We start from the raw sequence: 14,184 nt of genomic DNA, 5'->3' as shown, positions 1-14,184 counted from the left end.
GCTTTCACTATTTTTTTACGAAACTCGATCGAATAAGCTTTCATTTTTTCTGCTGATGTACTCAATAGAGTGTACCACATATACATGGAATCGGCTGTAAATCTTTTTCAGCGCGTTTATGTAGGGTAACGTCAGTACGGGTTAAGAAAAAAGCTGAAGTCATTACCCAGTAAGGCTTAAAGCCGATTCATCTGACCGGGAATAGGAAAAGGAGGGGGATAATGCTGAAAATCTCAAAAAAACCATTCATTCAGCCCCCCTCCCTATGACTAGTCTAGAGGAACTCTTTTGCCAGATCGATGATTTTTGCCAAAGCTTTGAACCCCAATGGCAGGTCGCGCTTTTAGGCAACGGCTTGAAGCATCGTCAGCGTCGCCGCTCCTTGAGTTTGAGTGAAATCATGACGATTCTCGTCAGCTTCCACCAACACTCATATCGCAATTTTAAGCATTTTTACGAGAAACACGTCGGTGTCTATTGGCGACAGGCTTTTCCCGGACTCCCCAGTTATCAACGGTTCGTCGATTGGATGCCCTCCAGCTTGATGCCTTTATGCGTCTATCTCAAACAGTGCTTTGGGACTTGCAGTGGCATCAGCTTTATCGATTCCACCAGCTTGAAGGTGTGCCACAATCGGCGCATTTCAGGACACCGAGTGTTTAAGCATCTGGCGGCGCAGGGCAAAACCTCGGTCGATTGGTTCTTTGGTTTCAAGCTCCATGTGGTGGTCAACGAGCACGGTGAGCTGCTCAACTTCACTTTGACACCGGGCAATACTGATGACCGCAAACCCGTTGGAGATTTGCTCAAAGAGTGCTTTGGAAAAGTGTTTGCCGATCGACAAGGTTACGTCTCCAAAAAGCTGGCTGGGCAGTTGCTTGAGGACTTTGGCATCAGCTTCTTTGCTAAACCCAAGCGCAACATGAAGAATCAGTTGATGCGACGTTCCCGACAAGCTGATGTCCCGGAAAAGTTCGATTATTGAAACGATTATTGACCAATTTAAGAACATCTCTCAAATTGAACATTCTCGACATCGCAGCCCCATCAATTTTCTGGTCAATGTCGTCTGTGGGTTGATTGCTTATTGTCACCAGCCCAAGAAGCCTTCCCTCCAGATTGACTGGGCTTTACCCCCTGCTGCTTAACCCGTACTGACGTTAGGGTAAGGTGCGCAATGCGCACCTACAGTTTATCTAGCGGTCAAGTGCGCATCGCGCACCCGGAGAAAGCGATTTAACCTTAACTGTAAGCCTCCATTGGCAAACAAGAACAAACAAAATTGCGATCGCCAAACGCATTATCTATCCGGCCCACCGCCGGCCAAAACTTATGTTCGCGAGTCCAAGGTGCCGGATAAGCCGCTTGCGCGCGAGTATAAGGACGATTCCACTCATCAACCATCAGAGATTCTGCTGTGTGGGGCGCATTTTTCAAAACGTTATTTTGCGCGTCAACATTACCTTTTTCAATTTCCGCAATTTCGCCTCGAATCGCAATCATCGCATCGCAAAAACGATCTAGTTCCTGTTTAGATTCGCTTTCCGTCGGTTCCACCATTACCGTACCAGCAACCGGCCAAGAAACCGTCGGCGCGTGATAGCCGTAATCCATCAACCGTTTAGCGATATCTTCGACTTCAATAGTCGCAGATTTTTTGAGCGAGCGCAAATCTAGAATACACTCGTGCGCCACCAAACCAGCTTTCCCTTTGTACAAAACCGGATAATAAGATTCTAAGCGTTTTGCCATGTAATTAGCATTAAGTATTGCTACTTTTGTTGCCTCAGTTAAACCCACTCCTCCCATCATCCGAATGTACATCCAAGAAATAGTCAAAATGCTAGCACTTCCCCAAGGCGCTGCGGAAACAGCACCAACTGATGTTTGTTGACTGTTAACTGTTGACTGTTGACTGTTAACTGTTGACTGTTGACTGTTAAGAATAGAATGACTGGGCAAAAATTCTACCAAATGAGACATTACCCCAATCGGGCCCATACCAGGGCCGCCGCCGCCGTGGGGAATACAAAAAGTTTTGTGCAAATTTAAGTGACAAACATCAGCACCAAAATCACCGGGGCGGCACAAACCAACTTGAGCATTCATATTGGCGCCGTCCATATAAACTTGTCCGCCGCAGTTGTGGACAATCTCGCAAATGTCTTTAATTTCTTCCTCAAAAACGCCGTGCGTAGATGGATATGTCACCATCAAAGCCGCCAGTTCATTTTTGTGTTTCTCGGCTTTTTTATGTAAATCGGCAACATCAATATTGCCCTGAGAATCGCACTCCACAGCAACTACTTTCATCCCAGCCATTACCGCGCTAGCCGGATTCGTACCGTGGGCTGACTGGGGAATCAAACAGATATTTCGGTGAGATTCGCCTCGGTGTTCGTGGTATTGGCGAATAACTAACAAGCCCGCGTATTCGCCTTGGGAACCAGCGTTTGGCTGCAAAGAAATTCCCGCAAAACCGGTGATTTCTGCCAGCCACTGTTCTAGTTGCACGAACATCATTTGATAGCCGCGAGTTTGATCGCGGGGTGCAAAAGGATGTATATTGCCAAATTCCGTCCAAGTCACCGGCATCATCTCTGCTGTTGCATTCAATTTCATTGTGCAAGAACCCAAGGGAATCATCGATGTATTTAGCGATAAATCTTTGGCTTCTAAACGGTGCAAATAGCGCAAAAGTTCAGTTTCTGAATGGTAGCTGTTGAAAACTGGATGGGCGAGATAGCTGCTGGTGCGATCGCAAAAATCTGGTAACGTCAAATATGAATTCAATGCGTCGGCATCCAGCGGAATGTTAAGAGCATTCTGCCCGTCTGCCCTGATATAATCCTTATCCTGTGAAAATATTTTCCACAACTCTTGCACATCTTCAACGGTGACAGTTTCATCTAACGTGATTCCCACTGTCGAATCATCGAAAATTCGGAGATTAATTTTGCGAACTTTAGCAGCTTCTAGAAGTTCTGAAAGGGGTTTATCTCCCAATTCTACTCGCAAAGTATCGAAGAAATGTTGAGAACCAATTTTGTATCCGAAACTTCTTAAACCGGATGCCAAAAGTGCTGTTAAACTCCATACTTTCTCAGCAATGTCTTTCAGTCCAGACGGCCCGTGATAAACAGCATACATACTCGCCATCACTGCCAGCAAAACTTGAGCAGTACAAATATTGCTGGTTGCTTTTTCCCGGCGGATGTGCTGTTCGCGAGTTTGCAAGGCCAGACGCAAAGCAGATTTGCCGTTGGCATCTTTAGAAACGCCGACAATTCTCCCCGGAACTTGCCGTTTAAAATCTTCTCGCGTGGCGAAATAGGCTGCGTGGGGCCCTCCGAATCCCATCGGCACTCCGAAGCGCTGAGTGCTTCCTACTGCTATATCCGCGCCGAATTCGCCGGGGGGTGTGAGCAAGCAAAGGCTCAAAATGTCGGCGGCCACTGTGACTAATGCGCCGACTTCGTGTGCCGATCGAATAAAATCCGTATAGTCGTAAATTGCGCCGTCTGTGGCGGGGTATTGCAGGAGAGCGCCGAAGATTGTACGATCGAACTCAAAGCTTTGATGGTCGCCGACAATTACCTCAATTCCCAGCGGCTTAGCGCGAGTTTGCACGACTTCCACAGTTTGAGGGTGGCAATCTTGGGAAACAAAAAACGCTTTTGCCTTATTTTTACTCGCGCCGTAACTAACCGCCATCGCTTCCGCCGCCGCAGTCCCTTCATCTAGCAAAGAAGCGTTGGCAATTTCCAAACCCGTGAGGTCAATTATCATGGTTTGGAAGTTCAGTAAAGCTTCCAATCGTCCTTGAGCAATTTCAGCTTGATAGGGAGTGTAAGCTGTATACCAGCCAGGATTTTCTAGGATATTCCGCTGAATGACGGGGGGAGTTATGCAGTCGTGATATCCTGTGCCGATATACGATCGAAATACCTGATTTTTGGCAGCAATTTCTTTCAATTCTGCCAAAGCGCTGTATTCGCTTTGCGCTGCGGGAAGTTGTAGCGGTTGAGAAATGCGAATCGCCGCAGGAACCGTTTTGTCAATCAACTCATCGAGGCTGGAAATGCCCAAAACATTGAGCATTTGCTGGATTTCGCTGGGTGTCGGGCCAATGTGTCGGCCCGCAAAACCACCGATGGGGGAAAGGTTTTGCTGCTGACTGGGTTCAAGTTGAGGGCTGTAAAGTACCAAGGCGGATTCTCCTGAATAGACTTTTGCTTCTTTGTTTGTAACATTTTGCTAAGAAAACCAGGAAGATTTTCTGGGTCTATTAAAGTCCGACAGTCCGACAGGGGTTTCAACCCCTGTCTCACAGCTAAAGTGGTCGGTCGCCGACCTTAGATTAAGCCGCACTTATCGCAAATCGCCACGCAACTGCTTAGTATTTCAGTCGTATTTAGACGACTTGTGCTATAAGCCCCGTGGGTTTCAACCCCTGGCGGATTGTGGAGGAATCAACGAGCCCTAGCCCCAAATTCCCACTCAAAACCCAAAACTCATAACTACTCGCCTTCCACCATTTTGCGATACTCCGGGGCCGAGAAAGCCTCGTCTGCGTCGCTGGTGTTGTCAACGCGCACTTTCAGCAGCCAGCCAGCGCCATAGGGGTCTTCCGCCAAATTTTCGGGAGACTCTATAATTTCATCATTGCGTTCTACGACTGTACCGGTAACTGGTGCTTTCAAGTCTTCAACGGCTTTCACTGACTCGACTGTACCGAAAGCTTCGCCTTTTTCCAACCCTGCACCGACTTCTGGCAAATCTAGAAACACGATATCGCCGAGTTGGTCAACTGCAAAGGCACTAATGCCGATGGTGGCAATTTCGCCTTCGAGTCGGATGTATTCGTGGGTGTCTAGGTATTTCAAGTCATCGGGGTATGTTAGTGCCATGTCTTTTCTCGCAATAAAAAAGTATTAGTTAAATCTTATTCAACTATGAGCCTTTAGTAATGACTAAGTGGAACAGAAAAAATATTAAACGCTTACTTTTCGGAGAATTTTCTGTCAAACGACTTATGAAATCTATAATTTTTATTTACGCATTTCTGTGTTTTTACGCTTTCTTTTTTTCAGAACGGCTAATTTTCCAACATCCCCCATCTAGTCAGAGTGATAGCATGGAAGTTATCAAAGTTAGCTCAGCTAATGGCGTGAAAATTTCTGCTATTCATTTTCCTAACCCGCAAGCTAAATATACCATACTTTACAGTCACGGGAATGCGGAAGACTTGGGCGGGATTTTGTGGGTACTCAGAGAGATTCGAGATAGCGGGTTTGCTGTGTTTGCCTATGATTATCAAGGTTACGGCACGAGTCAGGGAAATCCTTCTGAGTATAATACTTATCGTGATATTGATGCTGCGTATAATTATTTAACCCAACAGTTGAGAGTACCTGCAAAGCAAATTATTCTTTATGGGCGTTCTGTGGGCGGTGGGCCGGCAATTGATTTGGCGTCGCGCCAAAAAGTGGGCGGTTTGGTGGTTGAAAATTCCTTTGTTTCCGCTTTTCGGGTGTTGACGCGGATTCCGATTTTACCCTTTGATAAGTTTGTGAATATTGATAAGATTGGCAAAGTTCGATCGCCTGTTTTGGTAATTCATGGTAAGGCTGATGACGTGGTGCATTTTTGGCATGGAGAGCAGTTGTTTGCAGCCGCGAAGCAGCCGAAATTGAATTTTTGGGTTGATGGGGCGGGTCATAATGATTTGATGGACGTGGCGGGCGATCGCTATGCTGCAACTTTGCAAAAATTTGCTAAGCTAGTAGATGAATCTTCTCGACCAATATGAGCAACGGGCTAGAAGCCCGTTCCACAACAACACTTACACTTACACTTTCTTGTGAACCCTTGCTCTGAGCAACGCCCCTGAATTAATGCTCGCTTACTTAAGTTAACTGGGGCGGTTTGGCGAGCGATAAAAGGGTTTTTTCACCACACTAGCCGGATAGTTTTTACCGCGAATTTCGATCTCTAATTGCTGACCAATTTTAGCTAATTTTGCCGGAACAAATGCGAGGGCTACTGGCCGATTCAATGTAGGCGATAATGTACCGCTAGTAACTTCTCCTACTGTTTCGCCTTCAAATATTACCGGATAGCCGTGGCGTGCAATGTGCCGCGCCTCCATTTCTAACCCTACCAAACGCTTCGATACTCCACTCGCTTTCTGCTGTTCCAAAACCTCGCGACCAATAAAATCGCCTTTGGTGTCGAGGTGAACTACCCAACCCAATCCAGCCTCTAAAGGCGTGATATTGTCGTCTATATCTTGACCGTAAAGAGCCATTGCTGCTTCTAAACGCAAGGTATCTCTCGCACCCAAACCGCAGGGCACAACCCCAGCAGCTAACAATTTTTGCCACAGTTCTTTTCCTACTTCGGCATCCACCATGATTTCAAACCCATCTTCGCCGGTGTAACCAGTTCTGGCAATAAAACTGGGCTGTCCCAACAGATTTGTTTCTAAGTGACCGAATGCCTTAATTGGTGCCAGGTTGTCTTCCACAAAAGGCTGGAGATAGTTAACAGCTTCCGGCCCTTGAATTGCGATTAAAACTTTATCTTCGGAGATGTCTCTAAAACTGAGTTCGCTCAATTCTAAGTGCGTGGTTATCCATGCTTTGTCTGGGATGCGAGTGGCGGCGTTGACAATGATTACTGCACGTTCTTCGTTAGTAATAGCGTCTGGTTCTTGGCAGTAGAAAATAATGTCGTCTAAGATGCAGCCTTTGGCGTTTAGCAAGACTGTATATTGAGCTTGACCGGGTTGCAAGCGGCTCAAGTCTGAGGGTACTAAGGGTTGAAATTTTTCTATTACTTTTTTCCCTGTTAAACCAAATTTTCCCATGTGGGAAATGTCAAACATTCCTGCTTGCTGACGTACTGCTTGATGTTCGCTGCTGATGCCTGCGTACTGTACTGCCATCTCCCACCCAGAAAAGGGCACCATCCGGCCTTTGAGTTGTAATGATAGGTCGTACAGAGGCGATCGGGCAAGTTGTTGGATCGGACTCTCTGGATTGTTGGGTTCAGTTGACTTTGCCACAGGTAGCGCTTTGTTTTTGCGGGTAGACTGTTTTGATTTTACGGGAAAATTGGTTTTCAGGGTGTGCGGTGCGATCGAATTTAAACACGGGGTGCTACTGTTTCGGTACAAAGCGCGATCGCATTTAAGCACACGGTGGTACTGTTTGCGTACAAATTAGGATAGGGCAGTGCCGTTTATTTAATCTTTTTTATGGAGAATAGCGGACTCGAACCCCTAACCCCTACAATGCCATTGTTCATATATTTTGCCTGTAATACTTATTTTGTATAGCTTTTTAGCATTCTCAATAACTGATATCCGTCTTCTGTCACTAAGCGGAAGAAGAAAATAAAAATTCACTCTCATTCATCAAGTGAAAGAAGGGATTTGGGTAAAAATTCATTAACGCATTTAATCGAGCCAAGCCTGTAGATAATTGTGGAATCGGAAAAACTTTTAGCCACTGTTGTATCAAGTTAAAGCTAATGGCTCTCCTGAGTTTATGGTGTAAAAGGTAACTACTAATACATTTACCGTTATGAGCTTCCATCTAGACTAGGGAGCATCTCAAATATGTAATGAGTATAAATACTATTCAGGCCAAAGCGAGATTTAAATAAGCACAACGATGTTTCAGAACTTGAGCCAGATTGTCACGATTCCACCGGCCCCGGATATTTTAATTCTCCCTCCAATCTGTTTAATTGTCGCCTCGACAGCAAAGCGAACCAATTGTGATCTTTTGAGATTGCATCGCCTGACAATCAGGAATTCTACATCGATGTCGTTCTAGATAATCCAGAAAGTTCTTGACGTGAGGTACATCCCAGTCAGCCAAAGTAGCGATTGCCCCATCGACCTGACCACGCCACAGATGAGTCTCCACTGTTCGCAAACGTTGATTAGAAGCACCCAATTTGTACAGGTTTTCCGGATCGGTGAGACCAATCTAAAATCTCTAAACGTTTCTCGAATGAAGCAATCGCAGCTATCAAATTCCTGACCCCTGGATGTCCATCACCCAAACAAGTAATTGGCTCACTATCGAGGCTGTCGATTCACCAAATCCAATAGCTTGTTATTCTCTTTAAAGAAAGCAGCACCTGTTGATGATGCAATGCCACGGCTTTGTAGTCTCGCCATTCACTGGCTTCTCCTAGGTCGGTCCTTAATCTTGCCTTGCCTCCATCTAAACTCAAAGCAGTGACAGTTTTCTCTGCTAGAGCCTCCACAAATTATTGTCAATGTACTAGCCGTTGTTGCGTACTGTGGGATACGTATATTCCTGTGAGTTGTTGTAAGTCTTTGGTGGTATTGGCGACAGATACGTTGGCGCTCAATATTAGGCAGCTTTTTTCTAAGTGAGGGCTTAATCTTGTCCCTTTCTTGAGTCCGAGTTTTTTACTTTGTTGTTCTCTCACTCGCCATTTACCCATGCAGGTCTGGATTTCTCTGGCTCTGCCTGCTTCTGTTTGGCTGCTGTTGCTTAAAAAATTTTCCTATCTCTGGGGCTAGTTCTTTGAGTACATTGTCTCTAACCGCTAATTCAATACTGCCAAAGTCTTTTAGCTGTTCTGATGGTGTATTCTTGAGTAAGATAGCGGATATCTTTTGTAGACTTTTTTGGAGTTCTTGAGTTTCTTCTGGGGTCATGTTTTCTCGCTCGTAAGTGTATTTTTACATTTTACATACTTCTTGCATACTGCTTTTGTTAGTATTTATACTCTTTGCATAATTGAGATGCTCCCCAAACTAACTCACCACCTCGCCAAAAACCACAGCTAAATTAAAATCGAGGATTTGCACGTCAAGGCATTCTTGAAAAACCATAAATTAGCAGGTGCAATTGCTGATTGTGGAATGTACGAGTTTAAACGCCAGTTAGAATACAAAACTGAGAGATTCCAAAGCAAACTAATCCTAGTGGATAGGTTCTTTCCAAGTTCTCAAATTTGCTCTAACTGTGGTAATCACCGTCACAAAATACCGTTAAAAAACCGCGTTTATATCTGTCCTGACTGTGGCTACAGAGCAAACAGGGACTTAAATGCGGCTCGTAATATTGACCGATGGTTTGAGGATATTTTTATCCCTGAACGGTCAGAAACGGTAAGCTCTACCGAGATTGCCTGCGGAGCGGACAAACCTCTTAGAAGTCATTCTAAGACCGCTGTAAAACAGGAAGTTAACGCCGAAACTACTTCTGTCCAGTTAAATCTAGACTTGGGTAGTTTTGGGTAAGTTTAACCGAGCGGTTTATCAGTAAGCCCTATTGACCTTACTGGCTTGTAGCCCAACATTCGGTAATAGAACCCTTGCTGGGTAAGGAGTTCGGCGTGAGTGCCAGATTCGACAATCTCGCCCTCCTGCATCACAAAAATCAGATCGCAGTCTACGGCAGTTTCGAGTCGGTGCGTGACCAAGATGATGGTTCTCTTGCGCCGCAGACGTTGCAGAGTCTCTAGGACCCACTGCTCGTGCTTCAAGTCCAGCGCATTCGTGGGTTCGTCGAGGATGAGTATGGGGGCCTTAGTGACGAGCGCTCGCGCAATAGCTAAGCGCTGTCGCTGTCCGCCCGAGAGGTTTTGACCGCCCTCAGCGATTAAAGTATCGTACTGCTCCGGCAAAGTTTCGATGAACTCGGCTGCCCCGGATTCGACCGCCGCCTCCCGAATATCGAGGAGCAGAGCATCCGGGCGACCGTAAGCAATATTTTCTGCGATCGTTCCGGGAAAGAGTGGGCTGCCTTGCGAGACGAGCGCCATGTGTTTGCGGACATCGGCAAGTTTAAGGGTGCGGAGGTCGAAGCCGTCGAGGAGGACGCTGCCCGATGTCGGGTCGTAGAAGCGAGGCAAGAGATTGAGCAGCGTGCTCTTTCCCGTCCCGCTAGGGCCCAAAAACGCCACCATCTGACCCGGCTCGATACTAGCATTAATGTTCCGCAAGACGGGTTGCCCAGAATTGTACTCGAAGCTTACATCGGAAAGTGCTAGTGTGCGGGGATGGACGGGAAGCGATCGCGCGTCAGGCTGATCTTTTATGGCGGGCGGCTCGTCAATAACAGTAAAGACGCGATCGCATGAAGCTACAAACGTTTGAATCTTAGTAGTGAACCCCAACACCCAACCTATCGGGTCCCAGAACTGCCCCAGGTACGCCATGAATACGAGCAGATCGCCGATGCTCACGCCGTTCGGCACCGGACGCAAGAACTGGTCGCGATAAACTAGGTATCCGCCGTAGCCTAAGATTACCCCGCTTCCCAGGGCGAAGACTACCTGAACCGCTAGCGGATAGAGGTTCTCTTGCCAATTGAGTCGCATGGATGCCTTGACGCTGCGTTCGACCATCTGCCCGAAGCGCCGCGACTCCGTTGCTTCTCGACCGAAGGACTGGATTAGCCCGATCGACTCTATACCTTGCTGCATGGTTGAGGTCATCACCGCATCGGTCTGCTTCGACTCCAGGGCTCGACTCCTAATCCTTCCCTCGAAATACCAATTCGCCAGTATTAGAAGCGGCGTGAACGAAAGTGCAAACACGGTAAGAAGGACGTGGCGCGACAGCATGATCCAGATCATCGCCGTCAGCGTCACCGATGCGGCCGTGGAGCCGATGAGCGTATCGATCACCCCCCAGGGTCCGAGGCTGTCGTAGCTCAACCGATAGATTGCGTCACCCTGCGATCGCGACCCGTGCCAACCGAGGCTGTGCGCCTGCATTTTGTCGTAGAGTTCGGTGCGAACCCGCAAGGTTCCGTTGTACTGGATGCGGTAGTTCAACATCCTGCGGAGCATGAAGACGGTATCGCTCAGGATTCTAATAATCATCGCGACGAACGCCATTCCGAAAATTCGGTTCAGCGTGCCTTCACCGAACGGGGCAAGAAACAGCGTATGAATCCAGTTGGCTGGAGGAGTTGGTGACAAAACCGTATCGACTAGAATAGCCACCGGCCACGCGTTGAGAAGGTTGAAAAGCACCGATGCCCCGATCAAAAGCAAGAGCGTGACGATCAGCCATAAGTCTTTGCGGAAGTAGGAAATAGAGCGCAGGACGATCCGCACCAACCAATGTTGGTTAATTAACGGCATCACCATTTTTGGTGAATTCTTCTGGCTCTTCAAACGTGCTTTGAATGGAAAATTCATGGATGTGCTGGATGCCTCTAAGTAAGACAATGCACCAATTAGGAAGTTTCACCCCTGTCAGAGAAGCTAGAAATTAACTTTGGGTTTTAACCCCTGTTGTCAAGCAGGGCAGACGGAATGTGAGATTATTCGACTGGTGGAAGATTTAAGTATAGTTTCGTTGTTTAAGGGTAGCTAAATAGAAAGCGAGCTCGCTTTGCTTCCTGGTGTGATGCGTAAGCGTTGCTTTCCCGAAAACTGTCGAAAAGTTGAGACTATCTCAACTTTTCTAGCGGAACTTCCCCTTTGTGGTCGATCGCATCCAAGCAAAAACCCCATCAGTCGGGCAATAGGGCTAATGCCCTCGCCTAATAGATGACTACAATATTAGGAAAACCTTCAGTAAATCCAAAGTTCTCTGTTGCAAAGGAGCCGGCATCGTCAGCTTGTCGAAACTAACTGAAACCCGACGCAATTTAGGCTAGACTCGATTTTTAGCGATTGTCGATAAATTTGTTATTAACGTCCGAAAATTTAGAAGTGGAAAACCCTCAAAAGTACATTTTGTTGAAGCTTTCCGTTTTGCTGGAGTGGATGGCTTAACCGGAACAACCACCTGCTCCGAATCAGAAGCATTCAACCGCTCCTCATCCTCGAACAACGACGACGGACGGTAATCGTTGACACATATGCCCTTCTACGTAATAAGCTAACACACATAAAAACAGGTGTGCAAGCACCACCATTCGTTGTATCGCTAGCAACAACACCCACAGCATCACTAATAGCGAAAACACTAGCCACACAACCCGCACAGGAAACTGCATTGCCAACTCCAACACCACCGCAGCCGGAAGCATCGGCGTTAGAACCAGTTCGCATTCAATCAAAGGAGCCTAGCCTGATGAGCAAACTGCAAGTACCCGATAAAGAAGCAACGGTTAGGTTTGCTGTGGATATGTCCGAATTCCTGCACCGCAAACTGTCGATGTTAGCCGCAAAGACGGGGCGCAAGAAAGTAGATATCGTGCGGGTGCTGTTGGAGGATGGATTGAAGGAGACGGACGGGTAAAAGCGATCATTTTAACCCGCTTCAAGGTAGTGGAAAACTTCTCTAAACCATCGAAATACTGTAGCGGGCTGGTGGCATATTGGCGTGACTGGCCAACTAATTACCAGCCCCGTCAGGGATTGAATCCTGCATACCAGGGTACAGAAAATGCGTTAGTTTTTATGAAAGAGCGTTCATCCAAATTCAGCTCATAATCGCATTTATGTGTTCAATATGTAGCAATTTCATTAATAGTTAGACAGGATTTATAAGGGCTGATTTACCGGCTAATACGGGGACGAAATTAAGTAGTAAATTGATGAGATATCGGTTAAATTAGGAAAAAGAGTCTTTAAGCTAAAATCATGGGACAATTCGATTACCTGTGCGACCAGATATCGAAAAAGAGCTGGCTCGACAAATAAATATTACAAATATCCGATACAGTTGCTGCTGCTCTAAATAGCGGTCGAGAATGATACTTTAGCCTGCCTCACATCCAGGGTAAGCTCATCTAATTTGGTATAAATTGTACTTGACAAAAATACGACTATAGAGGATGAGGGCTTTAGGTATTAGCGATTCTATAATGTCTTAAAAGCTAAGTCGCCCGGCGCGGTGGGTAAAACTCAATGAATCAAGGATTCGCGCCAGTTTTCGCAAGGCCTAAATCAAAGCAACCACAAAACCCGCCCCAACCTATTTCCATGCAAGAGTTACAAGGGAGCTTGTCAAGTTATTTTGACGACGTACCCGACCCTCATAGTGAACCGAACCAAACGCCACCTATTTAAAGACATTCTCGTCATTGCCATATTATCTACAATAGCTGGAGGTGATGGATGGGAAGACATGGAAAATTATGGAACCAGTAAGCAGCAATGGTTGCAAAAATTGGCGTTGCTGATTTACGGTATGAAAGGCTAAATATGCAAGTCAGAGAAACCAGTATCCACAAAGCTTCGGGATTTTCAACTAATTTTTTTTCATACCTAGATTAAGCAACTCCTTCATTCAGAACCGACAAGTTACGATAAATTGCTCGATCGCACTTATTAATATGCGTCAATGGTAAAAGCTACAGATCCCGCTGCTAATGTACTCGGCCCGTCGGATTTTGACTGGCCTGTGTATGTGAATTCTCTCGTAAAAGGCGATCGCACTTTATCCAATTGCCTACACAGCATCAGGATCTACGCCCAATTCCCGCAACCTCGCCGCCAATCTTTCAGCTTTCTGCAATTGAGCTTGTTCTGCCTTAATTAACCCTTCTACCAATGGCGGATCTAAAATTTCATTGACTGATAATCTCAGATTGGGAAATACTACAGATACCGTTTCCTCACCGGGCAAGTAATCTACCTGTGCATAAACGTCATCACCTTTTGGAAATGCCGCAACTCGCACCCGCTGTCGGTTTTCTGCAGGGTCAACAATCACATATTCCGGCACGTTAGCTAGTTCATACTCTACTCGTTTAGTTATATAATCTGCCCGCCGATCTTGGCTGACTACTTCAATCACTAATAATGGCGTTTCATCAAAGTCAAGGATGCCCCCTCCGGGTCTAGCAGCAGCTTGCTCTAAAAGACTTTTAGTGCAAACAACTACATCAGGAACACGGGAGGAATTTTCTTCGGTTCTGACTCCTAAACCTGTTTTTGCTACTAAATCAAGATTGTGTTCAGCTAGGTAACGCTGCAATTTGTAAACTAAATATTCGCAAATTTTTATGTGTAAAACTGTCGCTGTTGCCATCGGTATTAATTTGCCTTTGTACAATTCGTATTTTACATCGTCATTGCTTTGATAAAATCGGTATTCTTCAAAAGTTAATGTCGGCGAAGTATCGAGCTGTTTTTCTTCGACTGCTGGCACAATAGATTGAGACATATATTTTTACCTATTTCGAGAGTTTGCTATTCTACTCAATTGTAATTTTTCAAGTGTAA

9 protein-coding genes and 2 pseudogenes are annotated in these 14,184 nt (G+C 46.1%); 5 read left to right on the top strand and 6 right to left on the bottom strand.

Features of this window, described 5'->3' with window-relative positions; all coding sequences use genetic code 11:
* Positions 1-265: 265 nt before the first annotated feature.
* Positions 266-1,148, top strand: a pseudogene (locus E5S67_RS12070) (IS982 family transposase).
* A gap of 94 nt (positions 1,149-1,242) precedes the next feature.
* On the opposite strand, the gene gcvP reads toward E5S67_RS12070, so the two are convergent.
* On the bottom strand, positions 1,243-4,209 hold the full coding sequence (gene gcvP, locus E5S67_RS12065; RefSeq protein WP_172187422.1) for an aminomethyl-transferring glycine dehydrogenase: 2,967 nt from the start codon (positions 4,207-4,209) through the stop codon (positions 1,243-1,245).
* 311 nt (positions 4,210-4,520) lie between these two features.
* Complete coding sequence (gcvH, locus tag E5S67_RS12060) at positions 4,521-4,910, bottom strand: glycine cleavage system protein GcvH (protein ID WP_006631619.1); 390 nt, start codon at positions 4,908-4,910, stop codon at positions 4,521-4,523.
* A gap of 59 nt (positions 4,911-4,969) precedes the next feature.
* Here gcvH and E5S67_RS12055 point away from each other — a divergent pair, with 59 nt between their 5' ends.
* Positions 4,970-5,812 carry an alpha/beta hydrolase gene (locus tag E5S67_RS12055; protein ID WP_172187420.1) on the top strand — a complete coding sequence of 281 codons (843 nt, stop codon included), beginning with the start codon at positions 4,970-4,972 and terminating at the stop codon, positions 5,810-5,812.
* Positions 5,813-5,914: 102 nt separating this feature from the next.
* Here E5S67_RS12055 and gcvT read toward each other — a convergent pair whose 3' ends face one another.
* Both gcvT and E5S67_RS32385 read right to left on the bottom strand, forming a co-directional pair.
* On the bottom strand, positions 5,915-7,069 hold the full coding sequence (gene gcvT, locus E5S67_RS12050; protein WP_172187418.1) for a glycine cleavage system aminomethyltransferase GcvT: 1,155 nt from the start codon (positions 7,067-7,069) through the stop codon (positions 5,915-5,917).
* 1,410 nt (positions 7,070-8,479) lie between these two features.
* Positions 8,480-8,704: a hypothetical protein gene (locus tag E5S67_RS32385; RefSeq protein WP_216670375.1), complete on the bottom strand. Its 225-nt coding sequence runs from the start codon at positions 8,702-8,704 to the stop codon at positions 8,480-8,482.
* 102 nt (positions 8,705-8,806) lie between these two features.
* Here E5S67_RS32385 and E5S67_RS34730 point away from each other — a divergent pair.
* Positions 8,807-9,113 (top strand): annotated as a pseudogene (locus tag E5S67_RS34730) (RNA-guided endonuclease InsQ/TnpB family protein); the annotation flags it as partial.
* A gap of 181 nt (positions 9,114-9,294) precedes the next feature.
* Here E5S67_RS34730 and E5S67_RS12035 read toward each other — a convergent pair.
* Positions 9,295-11,202, bottom strand: a complete 1,908-nt coding sequence (locus E5S67_RS12035; RefSeq protein ID WP_246276744.1) for an ABC transporter ATP-binding protein — start codon at positions 11,200-11,202, stop codon at positions 9,295-9,297.
* 709 nt (positions 11,203-11,911) lie between these two features.
* Between E5S67_RS12035 and E5S67_RS12030 the strand changes: the two genes are divergently transcribed.
* Both E5S67_RS12030 and E5S67_RS12025 read left to right on the top strand, forming a co-directional pair.
* On the top strand, positions 11,912-12,253 hold the full coding sequence (locus tag E5S67_RS12030) for a CopG family transcriptional regulator (RefSeq protein ID WP_172187354.1): 342 nt from the start codon (positions 11,912-11,914) through the stop codon (positions 12,251-12,253).
* A gap of 744 nt (positions 12,254-12,997) precedes the next feature.
* The gene (locus E5S67_RS12025) at positions 12,998-13,159 is read left to right on the top strand and encodes a transposase family protein (RefSeq protein ID WP_172187416.1); all 162 of its coding nucleotides are present in this window, start codon (positions 12,998-13,000) and stop codon (positions 13,157-13,159) included.
* Between the two features lie 249 nt (positions 13,160-13,408).
* On the opposite strand, the gene E5S67_RS12020 is transcribed toward E5S67_RS12025, so the two are convergent.
* Positions 13,409-14,125, bottom strand: a complete 717-nt coding sequence (locus E5S67_RS12020; protein WP_172187414.1) for a Uma2 family endonuclease — start codon at positions 14,123-14,125, stop codon at positions 13,409-13,411.
* Positions 14,126-14,184: the final 59 nt, after the last annotated feature.

Origin of the sequence: Microcoleus asticus IPMA8 (genome assembly GCF_013179805.1) — a bacterium.
GTDB classification, from domain to species: Bacteria; Cyanobacteriota; Cyanobacteriia; order Cyanobacteriales; family Microcoleaceae; genus Microcoleus; species Microcoleus asticus.
The sequence above is the reverse complement of the archived record's forward strand: the minus strand, read 5'-3'. Positions and strand labels throughout refer to the sequence as shown.